18 protein-coding genes are annotated in these 19,816 nt (G+C 67.7%); 10 read left to right on the top strand and 8 right to left on the bottom strand.

The window, feature by feature from the left end; genetic code table 11:
• The 7 genes from wecB to LC452_RS14750 all read left to right on the top strand — a co-directional run bounded on the left by wecB (position 1) and on the right by LC452_RS14750 (position 9,139).
• Positions 1-1,128: a non-hydrolyzing UDP-N-acetylglucosamine 2-epimerase gene (gene wecB, locus LC452_RS14780; protein ID WP_223626602.1), complete on the top strand. Its 1,128-nt coding sequence runs from the start codon at positions 1-3 to the stop codon at positions 1,126-1,128.
• Positions 1,121-2,032 carry a glycosyltransferase family 2 protein gene (locus LC452_RS14775; RefSeq protein WP_223626600.1) on the top strand — a complete coding sequence of 304 codons (912 nt, stop codon included), beginning with the start codon at positions 1,121-1,123 and terminating at the stop codon, positions 2,030-2,032. The genes wecB and LC452_RS14775 overlap by 8 nt, the downstream gene beginning before the upstream one ends.
• Positions 2,033-2,079: 47 nt before the next feature.
• Complete coding sequence (locus LC452_RS14770) at positions 2,080-3,444, top strand: O-antigen ligase (RefSeq protein ID WP_223626598.1); 1,365 nt, start codon at positions 2,080-2,082, stop codon at positions 3,442-3,444.
• The gene (locus LC452_RS14765) at positions 3,437-4,741 is read left to right on the top strand and encodes a lipopolysaccharide biosynthesis protein (RefSeq protein WP_223626596.1); all 1,305 of its coding nucleotides are present in this window, start codon (positions 3,437-3,439) and stop codon (positions 4,739-4,741) included. The genes LC452_RS14770 and LC452_RS14765 overlap by 8 nt, the downstream gene beginning before the upstream one ends.
• Before the next feature lie 2 nt (positions 4,742-4,743).
• Positions 4,744-6,000 carry a glycosyltransferase gene (locus LC452_RS14760; RefSeq protein ID WP_223626594.1) on the top strand — a complete coding sequence of 419 codons (1,257 nt, stop codon included), beginning with the start codon at positions 4,744-4,746 and terminating at the stop codon, positions 5,998-6,000.
• Between the two features lie 69 nt (positions 6,001-6,069).
• Positions 6,070-7,212 carry a hypothetical protein gene (locus tag LC452_RS14755; protein ID WP_223626593.1) on the top strand — a complete coding sequence of 381 codons (1,143 nt, stop codon included), beginning with the start codon at positions 6,070-6,072 and terminating at the stop codon, positions 7,210-7,212.
• Positions 7,213-7,363: 151 nt separating this feature from the next.
• Positions 7,364-9,139, top strand: coding sequence for a DUF4012 domain-containing protein (locus tag LC452_RS14750; protein ID WP_223626591.1), 1,776 nt, complete (start codon positions 7,364-7,366; stop codon positions 9,137-9,139).
• 10 nt (positions 9,140-9,149) lie between these two features.
• Here the strand turns inward: LC452_RS14750 and lepB are convergent, their stop codons facing one another.
• Positions 9,150-9,830, bottom strand: coding sequence for a signal peptidase I (gene lepB / locus LC452_RS14745; protein WP_223626589.1), 681 nt, complete (start codon positions 9,828-9,830; stop codon positions 9,150-9,152).
• Positions 9,831-9,878: 48 nt separating this feature from the next.
• On the opposite strand from lepB, the gene LC452_RS14740 reads away from it, so the two are divergent.
• On the top strand, positions 9,879-10,952 hold the full coding sequence (locus LC452_RS14740; RefSeq protein WP_223626587.1) for an acyltransferase family protein: 1,074 nt from the start codon (positions 9,879-9,881) through the stop codon (positions 10,950-10,952).
• A 9-nt stretch (positions 10,953-10,961) separates the two neighbouring features.
• Here the strand turns inward: LC452_RS14740 and LC452_RS14735 are convergent, their stop codons facing one another.
• The 3 genes from LC452_RS14735 to LC452_RS22110 all read right to left on the bottom strand — a co-directional run bounded on the left by LC452_RS14735 (position 10,962) and on the right by LC452_RS22110 (position 13,665).
• Complete coding sequence (locus tag LC452_RS14735; RefSeq protein WP_223626585.1) at positions 10,962-11,951, bottom strand: MauE/DoxX family redox-associated membrane protein; 990 nt, start codon at positions 11,949-11,951, stop codon at positions 10,962-10,964.
• A 93-nt stretch (positions 11,952-12,044) separates the two neighbouring features.
• The gene (locus LC452_RS14730; RefSeq protein ID WP_223626583.1) at positions 12,045-12,548 is read right to left on the bottom strand and encodes a hypothetical protein; all 504 of its coding nucleotides are present in this window, start codon (positions 12,546-12,548) and stop codon (positions 12,045-12,047) included.
• 220 nt (positions 12,549-12,768) lie between these two features.
• Complete coding sequence (locus tag LC452_RS22110) at positions 12,769-13,665, bottom strand: helix-turn-helix domain-containing protein (RefSeq protein ID WP_223626582.1); 897 nt, start codon at positions 13,663-13,665, stop codon at positions 12,769-12,771.
• A 327-nt stretch (positions 13,666-13,992) separates the two neighbouring features.
• Here LC452_RS22110 and LC452_RS14720 point away from each other — a divergent pair, with 327 nt between their 5' ends.
• Complete coding sequence (locus LC452_RS14720) at positions 13,993-15,081, top strand: PqqD family peptide modification chaperone (protein WP_223626580.1); 1,089 nt, start codon at positions 13,993-13,995, stop codon at positions 15,079-15,081.
• Here LC452_RS14720 and LC452_RS14715 read toward each other — a convergent pair.
• The 4 genes from LC452_RS14715 to LC452_RS14700 all read right to left on the bottom strand — a co-directional run bounded on the left by LC452_RS14715 (position 15,072) and on the right by LC452_RS14700 (position 18,802).
• The gene (locus LC452_RS14715) at positions 15,072-16,529 is read right to left on the bottom strand and encodes a polysaccharide biosynthesis tyrosine autokinase (RefSeq protein ID WP_223626578.1); all 1,458 of its coding nucleotides are present in this window, start codon (positions 16,527-16,529) and stop codon (positions 15,072-15,074) included. The genes LC452_RS14720 and LC452_RS14715 overlap by 10 nt on opposite strands.
• 94 nt (positions 16,530-16,623) lie before the next feature.
• Entirely contained in the window at positions 16,624-17,352 is a 729-nt protein-coding gene (locus LC452_RS14710; protein ID WP_223626576.1) for a low molecular weight phosphatase family protein, read from the bottom strand.
• A complete protein-coding gene (locus LC452_RS14705; protein ID WP_223626575.1) occupies positions 17,349-17,822 on the bottom strand; it encodes a VanZ family protein in 474 nt (157 codons plus the stop codon). Before LC452_RS14705 ends, LC452_RS14710 begins: the two co-directional genes overlap by 4 nt.
• 35 nt (positions 17,823-17,857) lie before the next feature.
• Complete coding sequence (locus LC452_RS14700; RefSeq protein ID WP_223626573.1) at positions 17,858-18,802, bottom strand: Ppx/GppA phosphatase family protein; 945 nt, start codon at positions 18,800-18,802, stop codon at positions 17,858-17,860.
• A 36-nt stretch (positions 18,803-18,838) separates the two neighbouring features.
• Between LC452_RS14700 and coaA the strand changes: the two genes are divergently transcribed.
• Complete coding sequence (gene coaA, locus LC452_RS14695; protein ID WP_223626572.1) at positions 18,839-19,783, top strand: type I pantothenate kinase; 945 nt, start codon at positions 18,839-18,841, stop codon at positions 19,781-19,783.
• The last annotated feature ends 33 nt before the right edge of the window (positions 19,784-19,816 follow it).

Genomic DNA, 19,816 nt, shown 5'->3' with positions numbered 1-19,816 from the left:
ATGGCCGACAAACTCAAGGTGATGACCGTCGTCGGAACCAGGCCGGAGATCATCCGCCTCTCCGCGACGATCAAGCTTCTCGACGAGCACACGGATCAGGTTCTCGTCCACACGGGGCAGAACTACGACTACGAACTCAACGAGGTGTTCTTCGAGGACCTCGGGCTGCGCCGTCCCGACCATTTCATGAACGCCGACACGTCGTCGCTCGGCGCGGCGCTCGGGTCGATCCTCACGAAGACCGAAGAGGTGATCCGCGCCGAGAAGCCGGATGCGTTCCTCGTGCTCGGCGACACGAACAGCTGCATCTCCGCGGTCATCGCGAAGCGCATGAAGATCCCCGTGTTCCACATGGAGGCCGGCAACCGGTCGTTCGACGAGAACGTGCCGGAGGAGACGAACCGTCGCCTCGTCGACCACGTCGCGGACTACAACCTCGTCTACACCGAGCACGCCCGGCGCAACCTGCTGGCCGAGGGGTTGCACCCGTCGAAGATCCTGCTCACCGGCTCGCCCATGCGCGAGGTGCTCGAGCAGAACCGCGAGCAGATCGAGGCGAGCGACGCCGTCGAGCGTGCCGGCCTCACCGCGGGGGAGTACTTCCTCGTGAGCCTGCACCGCGAGGAGAACGTCGACAACCCGAAGCGACTGCGGTCCGCGATCGCCGCGCTGCAGGCGCTGCGATCGGAGTACGGCATCCCGATCCTGGTGTCGACGCACCCGCGCACGCGCAAGCGCATCGAGGCCCTGGATGACGCCGAGGCGATCGACGGCATCACGTTCCACCCGCCTTTCGGATTCCACGACTACATCAAGCTGCAGCAGGACGCGAAGCTCGTGCTCTCCGACAGCGGCACGATCAGCGAGGAGTCGAGCGTGCTCGGCTTCCCGGCGGTGACGGTGCGCGACTTCATCGAGCGTCCTGAGGCGCTGGATGCCGGGGCGATCATCACGACCGGCCTGACGCCCGAGAGCGTGCTGCGAGCGGTCAAGGCTCGCCTCAGCATCCCCGCCGATCTCGCATCGCTGCCCGCAGGCTACGAGATCGACAACACCGCGTGGCGCGCGACCGCCTTCATCCTGTCGACCGCTCATTCGCACCGCGCCCGGCTCGGTCTGCATGACTGAGCGGACCTCCGCTCCGCTCGTCTCGATCCTGTCCCCGGTCTTCAACGAGTCCGCGCACCTGGAGGAGATGATCGAGAGCGTCCTCGCACAGTCGCACACGGCGCTCGAACTGATCCTCGTCGACGACGGATCCACGGACGACACCGTGGCGAAGGCCCAGGCGGCGAGTGCCCGTGATCCCCGGGTACGCGTCATCGATGAGGGCAAGCACGGCAAGGTCGGCGCCTTCAACCGCGCCTTCGCGGCGTCACGCGGTGAGGTGATCCTGCTCCTGGGCGGAGACGACGTCCTTCCGGTCGACTCGGTCGCCACGCGCGCTGCAGCGGTGATCGCGGCACGAACAGCGCAAGCCCCCCGGGTGGCCGGCTTCGCGCGCCTCGTGACGTTCTCCGAGGATCCGAAGTTCGACGGTCAGATCATTCCGCGCAACCCCGAGCGCGGTGCGCGGTCCGGCGGAACGATCGCCATGTCACGTGAGCTCGCGGAGGTCGCGTTTCCGATCCCGACGACGCTGGTCGCCGAGGATCTCTGGGTCGGTGGAATCGCGGATGCCGTCGCCGACGCGCACCGTGACATCTCCGACATCGTGCTGCACTACCGCATCCACGGGGGGAATTCGAACCCCCGCGGACAGAGCTTCCCGCGGATGACGGAGTCGATGCACGCGCGCATGAACGCGTACCGCCTGCTGTCCGAGACGCAGCAGGCCGAGCTCTCCGACGCCGACCGGCAGCGGTTCGCGACGCTCGCGGACGTCGAGGACAAGCGCTACGCCGGCTCCCTTCTCGGCGTGCTCACCCATCGCGGCGCCTCGTGGGGCACCCGCCTGCGCGCCGCCTCCATGACCTCGCCGTGGCTCTTCGCCGTGCGCACGCGGCTGTTCAAGTTGTTCTCGGGGTGGTGACGTCGGTGCCATCTGTACTATTGGGGAGATCCAACGCGAGTGGGCGTATGAAGACCGACAACCTCAGTGCCGAGACGGCGTCACACGTCGCTGAGCCCAAGGTGCACCGGGGTTTCGCGGTCCTCTTCTTCCTGATGCCGATCACCGCCGTGATCGCCGGGGTCGTCTCGATCAACGGTGTGACGCCGCACGTCTTCACCAGTGCGCTCTTCGCCCTGGTCGGGGTGGCCTCTGTCCTCCGCCCGCGCTACAAGATCACCCGGCTCGCGCAGACTCTGCTGCTCTTCGTCATCGCGTGGTTCGTGGTGACACTGCTCCACATCGGGCTGCTGAACGTCCCGATCACCAATGAGGTGACCATCTCCCTGTCGGGGCTCGCGATTCTGCTCGGCGTGGTGACGGTCCGCGTGAGCAGCCGCACGTTCGATGCGATCGTCGTCGGATGGACGTTCGCGTACTTCCTCGCGGCGGCGGTGGCCCTGATGGAGAAGTTCCTCGGATTCGTGCCGCAGAACAGTTACCTGGTGCTGCGGGGGTACGCCCTCGAGACCGTCGGATTGTCGAGCCTGTTCGGCAACCCGAACGGGTTCGGTCTCTTCCTGATCGCGACCAGCATCGTCTTCATGCCGTTCGCGCTGTCCGCGAAGAGACTGTCCGTGCGTTTCGTGTACTGCGTCCTCCAGCTCTCGACGCTGTACTTCATGATCGAGAGCGGCAGTCGGACAGGCCTGACATGTCTCGCCGTCGTCTTGGTCGTCACCCTCTGGAAACTGCTCCACAAGCGCGATGTGGCACGCATGCTTCTCATACTCGGCGTCATCGCCCTCGTGATCGCTCAGCTGCTCTCGCCGGGCGGAACGGTGTTCATCAACGAACTGCGTGAGAGCAGCCTCTTCACCGACACCGACGACGGCTCCTTCCTGCTGCGCTTCAACCTGGTGCGGAACGGCCTGGTCTTCCTGTCCGAGAGCCCGCTCATCGGGATCGGACCGGACATGTACGAATCGCACATGGTGACGCGTCCGAACATCTACCCCACCAGCTTCATCATCAATCCGCACAACGGATTCGTCGAGATCCTGAGTCAGTACGGCGTGGTCGTCTTCGCGCTGTTCATCTTCCTGCTGATTCGCATCGGCGTCTCCGGCTGGAAGCTCATGAGATCCGCCTCTTCGAACAGGGACCGGAACTACGTGCTGGGTCTGGGGCAGCTGCTGCTGCTCGTGCTGCTTCCCTTCGCCGCCACCATGCACAGCACGTTCCTCGGGGCGCCGGCCGCTTGGCTCTATCTCTGCGCTCTCGTCGCCCTCGGACGCATGGCGACCGTCGACGATGCCGAGCAGCGGACGCGGCCCGACGTGCGCCCTCATGCGATCCCGCTCAGCGCAGGAACGCAACGGCGTCATGCGTGAGCGTCTCGGCCGGGCTCTGCGCGGATCGCTCAGGAGTCAATCTCTCAAGCACATCCTGACGCTGAGCTCGAGCAATCTTGTCGCCCAGGCGATCACGATCCTCGGCATACCCGTGCTCAGTCGCATCTACGGGCCGACCGCCTTTGGATTCCTCGCGATCTATGTCTCTGTGGCGACGTTGGTCTCGCTCGTCGCGACGGGCCGCTACGAGTTCGCGATCGTCCTGCCACGCTCCCGAGGCAACGCTTTGGCACTCAAGCGTCTGGCGAGATCACTCCTCTGGTCCGTCGCGGCCCTGTTCGAGGTCTTCCTGCTCGTCTTCCTGGAACCGTTCGCCCGATTCCTCGACGCGACGGACTACCAGTACTGGCTGTTGACGCTGCCCCTCCACGTGATCCTCCTCGGAGAGATCTCGATCCTCAGCGTGTGGCACACGCGTCACAATGGGTTCTCCACCCTGGGGACGTACCGGATCGTCCTCAGCATCGGGACAGTCGGCTTGCAGGCGTTGGCAGGGTGGCTGTTGTTCCGCGACGTACGCGGGCTGATCATCGGACTGCTGCTCTCGCAGGTGGTCGCGCTCGTGTTCCTGATCGTCCGTGAAGGCATCAGCGCCCCAGAGCGCAGGGGAGTAACGCGGAGCCGCGTGTGGGTGTCGATGAAGCGCTACAAGAAGATGCCGTTGCTGAATGCCCCGACGGCGTTGCTGGACGGGCTGCGCGTCGCCGGGATCAACCTTGTGATCGGGGGGCAGTCTCAGCAGGCGCTGGGACAGTACTCCATGGCGTGGCGGAGTGTGCAGGCTCCGATCGGCCTGCTGGGCTCGGCGCTGAATCAGGTGTATTTCCAGCGCATGTCCCATCAGGACCGCGGTCGGCTGTTCTCGGTCGTCCTCTCCACGACGGCGCGCGTGTCGCTGCTGACTCTTCCTGTCTTCGTCGTCCTGTACTTCCTGTGCCCATGGCTTCTTCCCGTGCTGCTCGGACCCGACTGGGACGAAGCCGGGCGATACGCGCAGGCTCTCGTTCCCTGGCTCTACCTCAATCTCGTCACATCGCCGATCGCCTCGGTCTTCGTCGTCACCGGAACGCAGGGACGTCAGGCCGTCTTCGGAGTCGTCTACACCGTGACTCCGATCGTCGTCCTTCTCGCACTTCGCGGCGATCTGCTCTTGGCCGTGTGGTGCACCAGCATCCTGATGGCGCTGCTGCTGATCGGGCTGCTCGTCCTCGCGCTGTTCGCCGCGCGAGCGGACGACCGGCGACACCTCGCCGGCATCAGCGGGACGAAGGGGTGATCATGGGGCGACTGCAGAGTGTCGAGGCGCGGATGCTGCGCGGATTGCAGCGTGCGCCGCGATGGGTGAACGGTACCGTCGACTTCGTCGTCGACACCGTGGTGCTGCGGGCTGCGGAGGCAGTCCGCTACCGGCGATTCAACGCCACGTCGGCACACGCCGCGGTGCCTCCTCCCGTCCCCGTTCCGGCAGAACGCCAGCGCGTACTCGTGGCCCCGTTGAACTTCGCCGGACAAGGAAATGCGTGGGCCCGCGCGATCAGCTCGCACGTGCCGGGTGCCGGTGCCGTCAACCTGACGATCGAGTATCCGGGCGATCTCGGTTTCCCGACGGACCGCGCGGTGCCGCACCGCGTGAATCGGTACAGTCGCGAATGGCAGGTCCAGGAGAGCGAGCATGTCGTCGACAGCTTCACTCATGTGCTCGTCGAGGCGGAGGCGGCGATCTTCGGTGCCCGATTCCGGAAGAGCCCCGAGAAGGAGCGCGACTTCTTCGAACGTCACGGTCTCTCGCCGGCGTACATCGCCCACGGCTCGGACATCCGCTCGCCACGCAGACACAGGGAGGCCGAGGCGTTCTCGCCGTTTCTCGACGACGGCAGCTACTTCGATCGCGTGCAGCGTCGGGTCGATCGCAACATCCGCTTCCTCAGGAACTCGGGTAGGCAGGTCTTCCTCTCGACGCCGGATCTGATCGAGGACTACCCGGACGGAACCTGGGTACCCGTCGTCGTCGACGTCGAGCGGTGGGCATCGGGGTCCGAGCCTCCCGGCGGACAGGGTGCTTCCTCCGGGGTTCCTCGCGTCCTGCACACGCCCAGCAGGCTCGCGGTCAAAGGCACTCACCTGATTCGTGAGACGGTGACGGGACTGTCCGAACAGCGAATCATCGCTTACTCGGAGATCTCCGGCGTGCCGTCCTCTCAGATCCAGGCCGAGGTGCTCCGATCGGACATCGTGCTCGACCAGTTCCGCCTCGGCTCCTACGGCGTCGCAGCCTGCGAAGCAATGGCAGCCGGGAAGGTCGTGGTGGGGCATGTCTCCGAACGGGTGAGGTCGTTCGTGTTGAACGAGACGGGACTCGACCTGCCCATCGTCGAAGCCACTCCGGCGACCATCGAGGTGGTATTGACCGGCCTCGTGAGCGATGCCGGGCGTCTCGCGGAGATCGGTGCTGCCGGTCAGGTGTTCGCCCGTCACGTGCACGACGGCCGCATGAGCGCGGCAGCTCTCGATCGCCATTGGCTGCGGAAGCCGTGATCGGCCGATGAATGTGTTGATCGAGCCTGTCACCGATGCGTGTGGCCCCGACAGTGGAAGGATGAGCAGATGGCCTCGTGGGTAGCAGTAAGTTTCGGGGCCCTCGATGTTCATGACCACGTGCTCGGAGCCGGAGAGTACCGCTACCTCGTCGCTCCTGTCCGTCCGGGCGTCCCTGTGATGCTCTCGGGAGACGGTGCTGCGATCTGGGAGCGACTGGTCCGGGGACCGCTGCGTGCGGAAGACCTCGACGCCGAGGAGCTCGTGGTCGTCGAGGAGATGGAGGCAATGGGCATCGCCTCTCGCGATTTCGATGACGAGGCACGCGTTCGCGAGGTGAACGCGCCGTGGTTGTCCTCACCCATCCACGAACTCGTCTACGCCATTCTCGGACGAGTCGCCGATCAGTCCGGGGTGGAGCTCGTCTTCATCAAGGGCCCCACCCTCCACGCGCAGGGTCTGCGTACGCGTGAGCACTCCGGCGACGTGGATTGCTGGGTGGCGCCGGGGAGTGACGTGCGGTTCGCGCGTGCGATGCAATCCTGGGGATGGCGGCCGGCCTTCTCCGCCTTCACGGGAACGGGTGTGCTGCACTCGCTCACGTTGCGCGCACCCGAGTGGGGGTGCGCGGTCGATGTGCACGGCTGGTTCCCCGGGATGACGATGTCTCATCAGGATGCGTTCGAGCAGGTTCAGCGGTCGTCCGAATCTCGAATGTTCGCGGGCTACCTCGGCAAGACACCCGACCGGGCCATGCACGCGGTGATCAGCGCTTTGCACGACGTGAGGCCCAGCGGCGGGCACGGGCCCTCTGAACACCACATCGACCGGGCAGCCGAGACTCTTTCGATGGCAGGGGAATCGGTGACCGACATCGCCGTGCAGACGGGCGCTGAGTTCGCTCTTCGCGGTGCGCTCTCTCACGCGTTCCCGGATCATCCGATCGACTACAACCGCGCACGAGTGCCTCCGGACTGGTCGTGGCGGATGCAGTCGACGATGCCGAGAACGTACCTGGCGGCGTTGCGCAGTCTTCCCTTCCGCGAGCGCGGTCGAGCCCTCTTCCGCATCCTCTGGCCGACCCCCGAGAGCCTCCTGGCCGGGCCGACCGCGCAGGAGTCCGGGGCGACGAGCGTGCGAGAGCTGCGCGTGCGGCGCGCGACCAGGGGGTTTCGGGAGATGATGACGGTGCTGCGGCGGCGGCGTCGCTGAATCGATCAGACGGCAGGTCACGTGGGGAGTCGTCAACATCCGCTCAGAGAACTGCGATTGAATAGAAGCGATGTCCACTTCGCACCGATCCCGCGCCAGCTTGCGCGCAGATGCAGGCCGACGCGAGTCGAAGAGATCTCATCGACGTCGGGTGGTGTGGATCATCGTCGGCCTGGTCGTTCTCCTGCTGGCGGCAGTCATCGGTCTGGCCGCCGTCGCCGCGTCGAAGGCACTCAGCGTCCGTGACTCTCTGACACCGGCGGTCCCGATCGCGAGCGGGATACCCGCCAAGGTCGCGGCAGGCGACGCGGAGGGTGCAGCGGCGGATGCTGCTGCGCTCAAAGAGCTGGCGGCGCGAGCGGTGTCGCAGACGGAAGGATGGGACTGGCGGATCGCGGAATGGATCCCGGTCGTCGGCCAGAACCTCGCTGCCGTACGTACAGCGGCCGAGAGCGTCGATGAAGTCGCCGACTTCTCTGTGGACTCGCTGCCGAACCTCGACCTGTCGGCATTCCGTCCGGTGAACGGGGCCATCGATCTTCAGGCCATCCGAGGCCTCGAGGGCGTCGTCTCGGGAGGTGCGGAGACCTTCGCCGGGATCACCGCTCGTATCGACTCGGCGGACCGCACGTTCCTCCTCCCGCAGGTCGCGGACGCGCTGACCACGCTGGACGACGCCGTCTCCGGCGTCGACGAGACGCTCGGAACCCTGTCGCCGATACTCAAGGTGCTTCCGTCCGCCCTCGGCGAGGGGACACCGCGCACGTACCTGCTCGTCTTCCAGGGCAACTCGGAGCTGCGCGCGTCGGGCGGAAACCCTGCCGCAATCGCCCTCGTCACGGCGACCGAGGGTCGTATCGAACTCACGACCCAGGCGACGAGCACGCAATTCGCCAACGCCCGTGCGGAGAGCATCGCGCCCCTCGACGCCGAGACGGAGAGCCTCTACTCGGACATCATCGGCCGCTGGATTCCGAACATGACCATCACCCCGGACTTTCCGACGACCGTGGACATCATGCGGGCATGGTGGGCCGACGAAGGGCTTCCGCCGTTCGACGATGTGATCGCGACAGACCCCGTCGCCCTCAGCTACATCCTGCGAGCGACAGGACCGATCCCGCTCGCCACGGGCGAGACGCTCACGAGCGAGAACGCCGTCTCCTTGCTTCTGAACGAGGTCTACTTCAACTATGGAGAGATGGTGCCCGGTCAGGGTGCCGACGGCACCGCCCAGGATCTCTTCTTCGCCTCCGCCGCGGCGCAGATCTTCTCCACTCTCACGTCGGGCGTGGAGAACCCTCTCGCGCTGTTCGACGCGCTCGCTCAGGCGAGCGATGAGAGCCGGATGAAGATCTGGTCGTCGAATCCCGATATCGAGGCGATGGTGTCGGGCACCCGCCTGGCGGGGACCCTCCCGGCCACCAACGACGACCGGACGATCGCCGGCGTCTATTTCAACGACACCACCGGCGCGAAGACGGACTACTACGCCGACGCCAATGTCGTGGCGAGCACCGATCAGTGCACGGCATCCGGGCCGCCGACGTTCCACCAGACGATCACCTTCGCGAACAACATCACGCCCGAGCAGGCCGACGGCCTTCCGTACTTCATCACGGGCCCATACTTCGAACCGGGCTGGATCGCGACGGACGTCGTGGTCTACGCCCCCGTCGGCGCGGCGATCACGTCGTGGAACGTCGAGGGTGCGGAGAGCTTCACACTCATGTCGGAGGGCACCCACCTCGGGCGCTCGGTCGTTCGTATCAGCGTCGTGACGCCTCCGCAGACGGCGGCGACCATCACGGTCGACATGACGGGTGCCGACGGCACGACGGGCGCGGACTACGGCCCCTACGACGTCTGGACCACCCCGATGGTCCGCGAGACGCCGGTGACGCTGGAGACGCCCGGCTGCGGCTGATCCCTCGCGCCTACGGCCCGCCCCAGCGCGAGATCGGCCAGAGGATCGGTCCGGCCTTGCCGAACACGGCATCGCGCTGCATCCAGCGCCAGCATCCGTCGTCCGGCTCGGCGGTGCCCCGGCACAGGAAGACGGAGTCCGCGGAGTTCGCCCTGTTGTCCCCGAGCAGGAGGTAGGAGTCCTCGGGCACGGTGACCTCCGGGAAGCACCGTGTCGACATCGGCGTGGAGTCGCAGTCGAGCTCTCCGCGGACGAAGGGGAGGTCGTGCACGACGTACGGCTCGTCGAGGGGTTCGCCGTCGACGAGCACCTGCCCGTCGGCGGAGCAGCACTCCACGGTCTGGCCTTCGCCGGCGATGACCCGCTTCACGAGCACGTAGGGGCGGATGCCGGTGGTCTCGCCCACCCACTGCAGCCCACCCGTGAACCAGTTCTCCGCCACGGGCTTCTCGCCCCAGGTCTCGTCAGGCCGGAAGACGACGATGTCACCGGGAGCGGGATCGGCGCCGATGAACGCGAGGCGGTTCACGACGATCCTGTCGCCGGGTTCCAGCGTCGGAGACATCGAGCCCGACGATGGCTGACCGAGGAAGGCGACGACGATCGCGGTGAGTGCGAGAGCGAGTGCGACGTTGATCCACACACTGCCGAACCGGCGACGCCGCGGAGCGGGAGCGTCGGAAGTCGTCATGTCGTCTCCAGGTCGCGCGCGCGGGGGTCCACCCAATACTGTCAGGGAATGGACCAATATTCTGCGAGCACGGCGACGCGTGCGCCGGAGATTGGACAGCGGCAGAAGCCCGCGTCCGGCCGCCTTGTCGTTCCGGACGTCCTGCGCGGATTCGCGATCATCGCGATGCTGATCGCGCATGCGGCATCGTTCGTTCCGAACGCGCCCTGGGCCGTCCACTTCCTCACGGCGAACTTCAGCGACGTCGCCTCACCGCTCTTCGCCCTCGTGATGGGAATGTCGGCGGAACTCGTCCGGCGGCGCGGCGGACGAGTGGGGACCACCCTGCTGCAGCAGACGCTGCGGGGGCTGTTCCTCATCTTCCTGGGAGTCTGGATGGCCACCTGGGGATCGTGGGTGGCCGTGATCCTCGCCTACCTCGGTCTGCTCATCATCGTCGGGGCGCCGATCCTGCTCGCGCGCACCCCTGTCCTCATCGCCGTGACCGTGCTGATCCTCGTCGTGAGCCAGCCCCTCCTCGCGCTCGCCCGCACCTGGATCTGGGTGTACTCGTCTCCGCTGCCGGTGCGGGAGCTCATGACGTGGATGTTCCTCGGTCCGCAGTACCGCATCGTGAACCTGCTGCCGATGTTCCTCATCGGAGCGCTCCTGATCCGCCACGGCCTCACGCGCGACCGGCTGCTCTGGGTGCTCGCCGTGGCGGCTCCGCTGGCGTACCTGGCGTGGGGTCTCGGCCAGAGGCTCGGCACGGTGGTCTCCGGTGACTACCTCGACACCCTCAAGGATCTCGGACTCGTGTTCGCCGTCTACGTCTGCGTGGTGCTCGCGGCGACCGTCCGGCGAGAACGCGCCGAGCGCGTCTGGGGTGCGATCTTCGTCCCTCTGCGCGCGTGCGGCCAGGTCGCGCTGTCGCTGTACCTGCTGCACGTCGGGCTCATCGGGCTCTGGAACAACGCCTACGGCCGCCCGGCAGAGAACTTCTATCCCGGCTGGCTGGTCATCGTGCCCGGAATGATCCTCGTCGGCTGGCTGTGGTGGCGCTTCGTCGGCACCGGTCCCGTGGAGTGGGTCATGGGCTGGCTCACCGCCCGCCCCAAGCCGTTGCGCCGCTCGGCGCAGTAACGGAGCAGCTCAGGCCGGCGGGGCCGCGGCGAGGGAGCGGAGGCTCTCCACGAGCTGCGTCGTCTCGTCGCTGCCGATCGCGAGCGGACCCGCCTGGATGCCGTCGGTGCCGATGAGCGCGGCCACCGGGGTCGCGGGGCCGGTGCCGAGGCTCGCACCGAGCGATCCGCCGATGTCGAGCGCGAAACGGGCGTCCCGCGGGAGCTCGTGCGCGGAGCGGGTCGCTGAGGAGCCCGAGGCGGCCCTCTGCACGACGAAGACGTCCACGAGGGTGCTGATGTCGTCCTCGGGGTTCCTGAGGGGTGCCAGGGCCGTCTCGCAGGCATGGCATCCCGCAGACACGAACAGCAGAAGACGGGCGCGTGTGCCGGGAGCGAGGAGGTCGGCGATCTCCGACGTCTCGGGGAGGAGCACGGCGCCGGCACCCCGCGCAGCGGACTGCGCCGCTGCGACGGACGTGGTGGCGCGGGCTGTCGACCAGGCGGCGGCGGAGATGAGCGCAGACGCCGCCAGCGCTCCGAGGGCGTCTCCTGCGTGAACAGGGGAGGACAGGACGAGCGGCACACCGAGGGGCTCATCCGTGAGCGTCACGATGAGCACTGAGGTGACCAGCACCCCGACGGCCGCGAGGGCGAGCATCACGTTGCGCGTGATCAACCGCGGACCGATCGCGGCAGGGAGCCAGTCCCCGAAGCATCCGCAGTCATCGGTCGCGCCCCGTCGGTGCGCCCGCACGACCACCACGAGCAGACCGGCGGTCAGGACGACGGCTGCGGCGGCGAAGACCACGAAGACCCATCCCCAGGTCGCGACGAGCCCCAGCGCGACGAGCGCCTCGGCGACGATCAGGGCGATCGCTGCGGCATCCGGACGCCGGACCGGGATCTGCAGGGCCGAGAACGCGGCGCGTCCGCGATCGGGGGACCGGAGCTTGCCGATCGCGCTCGCCGCGAAGACGACGGCGAGGAACACGGCCAGCGGGATGACGAACGCGGTCATGAGCCCATCCTCCTCCTGGATCGGCGGAGCGGCCGGACCCCGAAGGATCCGGCCGCTCCGATGTTCTGACTGCTCAGATCTGCTGCGACCCGATCAGGTGGCCGAGCAGAGGATGAGCGTCGAGCTCACCGAGCCGGCCGACTTGCCACCGGTACCGGTGTATCCGGCCGGAAGGGTCGCGGCGCCGTTCAGCGTGAACGCGACCGAGATCGACAGCGTCGTGCGCGCGGCGAGCGTCGCGCCCGCAGCCAGCGGCGCGGTCAGGACGATCGAGCGTGAGGTGGGGGAGAGCACGTTCACGTTCGCGGTTCCGCCGGTGATGCTGAAGACACCGATGTTCGCGACGCCGCCGCCGGTGATCGTGATGGTGGTGCCGGCGGGCAGCGGTGTCGTCGGGCCGGCCTGGATCGTGAATCCGGGGCCGAGGACGCCGAGCACACCACAGGTGCCGTCGAGCGAGAACGCGCCCACGTCGACGGTCGATGCTGCCGCGAGCGGCGTGGCCACGGCGGCCGCGATGACCGGAACGGACCATGCCGCGCCCTTGACGACGGTGCGGCGCGAGACGCCCTTGTTCTTCTGGATTTCTTCGGTCACGTGAGTGCCCTCCCTCATAGATGCAGATACGGTTCCCCGTTGTGTCGCAAAGAGGCGACACGTTCGTCTGCATCCCCCAGGAGCCTCTTCGTAGGCATCAAGTTAGGGGCGCGATGGAGGGCCAAAACATCGAATGGAGGAAGTCAGCGCATTGTGCGCTGAACCTGCGCGATCTGTGCGAAATCGCGGGTTTTCGGGCTCTGCGCGAAGGCGGTCCGGGCTATCCGCGACGCTGTGCGCGGAGAGCCCGAGGCGTCGTCTTGTAGGCCTCGTCGAGCGCGCGGCGCAGGCTCATCGGCGACTGGAAGCCGGCGCGCTGCGCGATCTGTTCGATGCTCAGCACGTCGTACCGGCTGTCGACGAGGAGCGACCGGGCGAGCCGCGCACGTTGGCGGCGGATCTCCCCGGCGACGCTGTTCTCGGCTTCGGCGAAGACGAGCTGCAGCTGGCGCAGCGACGACTGCACCTCGCGGGCGACCTGGGTGGGCGTCAGCCCGGGGTCGCCGCACTGCTGGGAGATCACGGCGATCGCCCGGTCGCGCAGCACTGCACGCGGGGAGCCGTGGCCCGACACCGCGCCGACGCGATCGAGAAGGATCGCCCCGCCCATCTCCACGATCAGCTGCTCGACGGCGTACCGCTCGATCGCGGTCGCCCGCTCGTCGGCATCCAGCAGTCCCTCGATGAAGTCCTGCATGGCCCGATCGAGCAGTCGGCGGTCGGAGAAGAGCTGTGCGTCTGCGGGAAGGGCGGAGACGAACGACGCCATCGCCGCACGCGGTACGAAAGCCACCGTGGCGCTCCAGCGCCCCTGGCACCGCAAGACGCGAGTGATTCCGGGTGCCGCGATCACGAGTCCGGCTTCGATCTGCAGCCAGGGCTCGTCCTGAGACCGCGACCACAGCGCCTCCGCGTCGAGGAACGCGAAGACGGAGTATTCCGGGTGGGCGGAGACCGTGTCGATCACGACCTCGCTCGACATCCCGCGGAGAGTCAGCAGAGTGATGGAACCCGGAGTCCGCTCGCGCGCGCGGAGAGGCACACGGTCGCCGACAGGGCGGATGCCGTGATCGATCAGCTCCTGCGGACCGATCTCCCTCACGATGCCGAGATCCACGAACCACCCTTCCGTGCCGCCGAATGAGCGCGCGCCAGACTGACCCGTGCTCGTCGACCCCCTCAGACCGACCTGCACTCTGGCTTCGCGTGGTCGATACGCTACCGTCTCGAAGACCGTCGCGGTGACCGTGACCCCGCTTTTCTTCTGGAGTCAGAGGATTTCTTCGCGAGACATCCCTGATGCTCTGAATATCGTCACGCTATGGCGATCCAGGGTATTCGAACATCGAAATGAAGAACTGCGCGCATTTTGCGCTAAATGTGCGCGCGTTGTGCTTTCCTGTCGTTTCATCGAGCCCCGCGACCAGATCGATAGGCTGATGACATGCCTGATCGCTTTCTCGTCAGCGCGGTCGGTGCCGTCATCGAAGTGGACGTCTCAGACCGGGATCCGGCGTTCCAGACCCGCGCTTACGAAGCCTGGGCGGACGCCCGCTATCGCGGGGCTCGGGCGGCCGACGCCGTGGCGACGGCTCGTGCACATCTCGACGACGCGGCCGCGCTCTCGATGCTCTCGACGGATGTCACCACGACTGCTCTCGCCCACCGGCGAGAGGACTCCGTATGGATGCTGCACGCCGCAGGCATCGCCGACGACGACGGGCACGTCGTCGTGCTGAGCGCCCCCTCGGGGACCGGCAAGACGACGGCCGCCAGGCACCTGTCGCAGCGGTACGCCTACATCAGCGACGAGACCATCGCGATCGGCGCAGACGGCAGTGTGGATCCCTACCGCAAGCCTCTGTCGATCATCGAGGAGGGTTCCCCTCACAAGGCGCAGGTGGCGCTCTCCAGCTTCGACGGAGGCCGCTCGCTCCCCGCCGTGCTGCGCGTCGCGAAGATCGTCGTGCTCGACCGCTCGCCCGATGCGCCCGAGCAGCCGCTGATCGAGGATCTCGACGTCGCGGAGGCCCTCGAACTGCTCGGCCCTCAGACCAGCTACCTGTGCGACGGCGCCGCGCCGCTGCAGCGCATCGACGCCCTCCTCGAGGCGACGGGCGGAGCCGTGAGACTGCGCTACCGCGAGGTCGGGGGCATCGACGCCATCATCGACGCCCTGATGCGCACCGAGATCCGGTCGGTGCCGGCGGTCTCCCCGCGTTCTCCGGCACCGATCATCCCTTCATCGCGCCCCGGCGCCTATCAGCGATCCGAGGTCGTCGACGAACTCGCTCTCGACGCCCGCACGGTCGTGCTGCGGCGGATGCCGACGGGCGGGCACGTACACGTGCTCGACGGCATCGGGCCCACCCTGTGGGAGGCAGCCGACGGATTGACGCTGGACGAGATCGTCAACGCCATCGTCGACGAGCACGGCGAACCCGGGGCAGGAGACGCGCGTGCGATCGTCAGCGCGGCTCTGCAGGAGCTCGTCGATGACGGGCTCCTGCAGGAGACGGCTGTTCAGACCTGAGCAGCGCCCCGGCGGCGTACGCCCGGGCTCTGATCCTCCGCGTCGGAGTCGTCCTTGTTCTGGGCGTATCGCTCGTACGCCCCGTAGTACTCGCGGCCGTAGTAGGCCGACTCCGCACCCTTGCGCGGCACGCGGTTGAGCACCACGCCCAGGACGCGCCCGGTGGTGCGGGTGATGTTGTCGATCGCACGCTGCAGCATGTCGAACGTCGTCTTCCCCGAGGAGACGACGATCAGGACGCCGTCGGCACCGGCGGCGAGCACCGCGGCATCCGTCACCGGCAGCACGGGAGGCGAGTCGAGGATCACGATCGCCGACTTGCTGATCTCCGCCAGGAAGTCGCGCATGCGGTGGGAGCCCAGCAGCTCGCTCGGGTTCGGCGGAATGCGACCCGCACCGACGACGGCCAACGGGACGTCGCGCGAGGGCCGGTGCGCGACGTCCTGCAGATCCGCACGCCCGGCGAGAACGTCGGTGAGCCCGACATCGTGAGACATGCCGAAGATGTCGGCGATGACCGGACGCCGCAGATCGCAGTCGATGAGGATGGCCCACTGTCCCGCGGCCGCGAGGCTGGAGGCGAGGTTGACCGACACGGTCGACTTGCCGTCGCCGGGTACGGAGCTGGTCACGACGATGACCCGCGGCGGGTTGTCGACGTCGATGAACTGGAGGTTGGTGCGCAGCTCGCGCATCGCCTCGATCGTGTGGTGCGAGACACCGTGCTGCGACTCGAGCGAGAAGTCGATCACCTGGCGCTCGTCGGCCATCGACTTCTCGAGGGGGAGCGTGCCGATGACCGAGACACCGGTCTCGCGCTCGATGTCGCGCGGATGCCGCACGCGGCGGTCGAAAGTGTGCCGCACGAACGCATACACGAGCCCCAGTGCGAGACCGGCGAGGGCGCCGATGATGACGTTGAGGCGCGTGTTCGGCGAGGAGGGATCGGTGGGCAGTCGTGCCGAGTCTCCGACCATGAGAGAGATCGCGGCCGGCGTCGTCGACGTTCCGCCCTCGAGCTTCTCGATCTCGATCGCCATGCCGTCGAGCCACGCCTGGGCGAGGTTCTGCGCCGATTCGGGCGTCGAACCCGTCGCCGTGACCTTCAGCGCCGTGGTGTCGACGGGGTTCGTCACCGTGACGTGATTGACGAGCACGTCCGGGGACGTGTCGAGGTCGAGCTCGTCGATGGCGTGCTCGGCGACGGCCCGCCATGAACCGAGGTTGAGATACGACTTCACGCGGCTCTGTGCGAGCTGGTTGCCGACCAGCGCGCTGCCGCTCGTGCCGTCACCGCCGACCGAGGTCACGATTCCGGTGGTGTCGGCCGAATACACCCGCGGCTGCAGGGCACTCCAGCCGAACGCGGCGCCGGCTCCGACGATCGTGGCGACGATGATCACGATCCAGTGCGCGCGCAGAATGCGCACGTAGTCTCTCAGTTCCAACTCTTTATCCCCTCATGCATCCCGTGGGGAACTCGAGATGCAGATACGACATCGAGCATACGGCGAACGCCCGCCAGCCGTGGGCAGGCGCGGCTCAGACGATCGCGACCCGGACGATCCGCTCGACCTCGTCGAGCGTCGGCATCAGCTGCGACGCCGAGAGCGCGTAGGTCTCGCGAGAACGGCGGTACGGGTCGATCACATCGTCGTCATCCGCGGTCGACGGCGTCACGCCGCGCTGGTCGACGACGGCGCGCAGAACAGCGGCGAGCCGGTCGTGCGCAGACCCGCCGGCCGCGTCGGCGGCCGCGCGTGCCTCTTCCGTGCTGAGCGTCGAGGCGAGTCGGGCGAACTCGCGGATCGTGAACGTGCGACGCAACCGGTTGGGCATCATCTTCACCACATGCGACCGGTGCTCGCGCGCCATCGTGAGGATGAGATCGGCATCGGCCAGGAGCGGCTCGACGAGATAGCGGGCGTGATGCGCGGCCGCGGCCTCCGGATCGGCGCCGGCCTGCAGAGCGAGCTCGAGCGCCGGCTCGGGCATGCCGTGACCGACCATGGCGTGCGTGCCTGCGCTGTGCACGCGCACGCCGAGCGATTCGAGCCGTGCGCGCAGCAGGACCTCGGCGAGCGGCGAGCGGCAGATGTTGCCCGTGCACACCGTGAGGATCGTCAGGTTCGACCGCGGCTGCTCCGCGGTGGCGGGCCCGCCGAGGAAATCGGGCAGGGCGACGGGCTCTTCCGGAGCCGTGTCCTGCTGCTCACGCCACGCCCGGCGACTCATGCCGGCGGGCGGTCCATCCTGACGGTGCGCGTTCACGCAGCCAGCCTACGCGTCGTCGTCGGCCGGCCGACCCCGGCGAGATAGAGGATGAAGGCGACGATGAGGGCACCGATGAGAGTGCCGGTCGTGTTCGCGATCACATCCGAGAGGGTCGGGAACCGCGAGGGCATGAGGCCCTGCACGGTTTCGATGAGCACGCTCATCAGCGCGCCGATCAGCACGGTCTGCCACAGCCGCAGACGCGGCCAGGCCAGGGCGAGCAGGAGGCCGATCGGCACGAAGAGGGCGACGTTCGCGAGGATCTCCAGCACGAAAGCGCTCCGTGCGTACGACGCGATCCCGGCATCCGACACCCAGGTCGCGATGATGCCGACGAGGCCGGTGACCTTCGCCGAGACGGTCGCCGGCAGCCACACCGTGAAACCCACGAAGAGCAGGTAGCCGACCAGCAGCACCCGCGCCACCACGGCGCCGGTGCCGGCGCGGACGATCGGGGGAGCGGACATGCCGCAATGGTAGCCAGCGCACCCGACCGCGGCTCTCAGTTTCGGGTGCCGCTCCAGTTCAGCTGCTCGATGTACCGCAGCAGCACGCCTTCACGCAGCGCCCAGGGCGACACTTCGAGCTCGTCGAGGTCGAGCACGGTCATCGCCGCGTGCAGCGACACCGCCGCCGCGACGATCTGGAACGTCCGGTCCGGCGTGATGCCCGGCAGCTCCTGACGGGCGGATGCCGGGAGGCGTGCGAGCCGCGGGATCCACGAGCCGAGCGAGTCTCGGGGCAGCAGCATCCGGTCGGTGCCCGACCAGCCGGGCGCCGGGTATCCGACGAGTCGCGCGAGCGAACGGATCGCCTTCGATGACCCGACCACGTGATCGGGCCGGGGGAGCGCGATGAACTGGGGCAGCACGGCCGCGAGCGTCTTCTTCGCGTGGGCGCGCAGCCGTTCGACGTCTTCCTCCCCGGGAGGATCCTTCGGCAGGAACTGCACCGTCATGCGTCCGGCGCCCAGGGGGACGGATGCCGCGGCATCCGGCATCTCCTCCGCACCCGCCGCGATCTCGAGCGAACCGCCGCCGATGTCGAGGAGCAGGAGCTGTCCGGCCGACCAGCCGAACCATCGGCGCACCGCGAGGAACGTGAGCTCGGCCTCGGTCTCGCCGTCGAGCACCTGCAGGGGCTGGCCGAGAGCGGCCTCGATGCGGGCGATGACGTCAGCGCCGTTGCGGGCGTCGCGCACCGCACTCGTCGCCGTCGCCAGCAGCTCGTCCACCTTCTCGGTTTCGGCGACGCGGCGGGCCTGGGCGACCGCCGCCTCGAGCGCGACCACCCCCTCCTCGGAGATCGCGCCGTCGGGCGTGAGATAGCGCATGAGGCGCAGCACCGTCCGGTCGCTCGTCTTCGCCAGCGGTCGACCGCCGGGGCGGACGTCGGCGGCGAGCATATGGACGGTGTTGGAACCGATGTCGAGGACTCCCAGGCGCACGGGAAGAGACTACTCGTGCCCCGATACGATGGAAGGGTGACCACCGTCGACTCCGCGCAGCCGCTTTCGCCGTACCGTGAGATCGATCGCGCGGAATGGGCGCGGCTCGCGGCCGACCTCGATCAGCCCTTGAGCGAGACCGAGGTCGTCGAGGTCCGCGGCATCGGCGACCGCATGAGCATGACCGAGGTGCGCGAGGTGTACCTGCCTCTGAGCCGGCTGCTCAGCCTGTATGCGACGTCGACGAAGCGCCTCGGCGCCGCCACCTCGTCGTTCCTGCAGGAGGACGACACCACGACGCCGTTCGTCGTCGGCGTCGCCGGCTCGGTCGCCGTGGGCAAGTCGACGATCGCGCGACTGCTGCGCGAGCTGATGAGCCGCTGGCCGGGCACTCCGCGCGTGGAGCTCGTCACCACCGACGGCTTCCTCTACCCGAACGCCGAACTCGAGCGCCGCGGACTGATGGAGCGCAAGGGCTTCCCCGAGTCCTACGACCGGCGCGCGCTCCTGGAGTTCCTCACCGAGGTGAAGAGCGGCGCCCCCGAAGTGCGCGCTCCCTTCTACTCGCACATGCGGTACGACATCGTGCCCGATGCGCACGTCGTCGTGCGGCGCCCCGATGTCGTCATCGTCGAGGGCCTGAACGTGCTGCAGCCGCCGCCCGCGCCGAACGACGTCGCGGTCAGCGACCTGTTCGACTTCTCGATCTTCGTCGACGCCGACACCTCGCACATCGAGAAGTGGTACGTCGACCGGTTCCTCGCGCTGCGCCAGGGCGCGTTCAGCAACCCCTCTTCCTACTTCAACGTCTTCGCGCACCTCACCGACGACGAGGCGATCACCACGGCGCTCGGATACTGGAACGAGATCAACATGCCGAACCTCGTCGAGAACGTGATGCCCACCAAGCACCGCGCGCGACTGGTCCTCAACAAGGGTGCCGACCACACCGTCGAGAGCGTCCTGCTGCGCAAGCTCTGACCGCGACAGATCCTCCGCGCGATTGTTCGGACG

Origin of the sequence: Microbacterium sp. EST19A (assembly GCF_019969685.1) — a bacterium.
GTDB lineage: Bacteria > Actinomycetota > Actinomycetes > Actinomycetales > Microbacteriaceae > Microbacterium.
The sequence above is the reverse complement of the archived record's forward strand: the minus strand, read 5'-3'. Positions and strand labels throughout refer to the sequence as shown.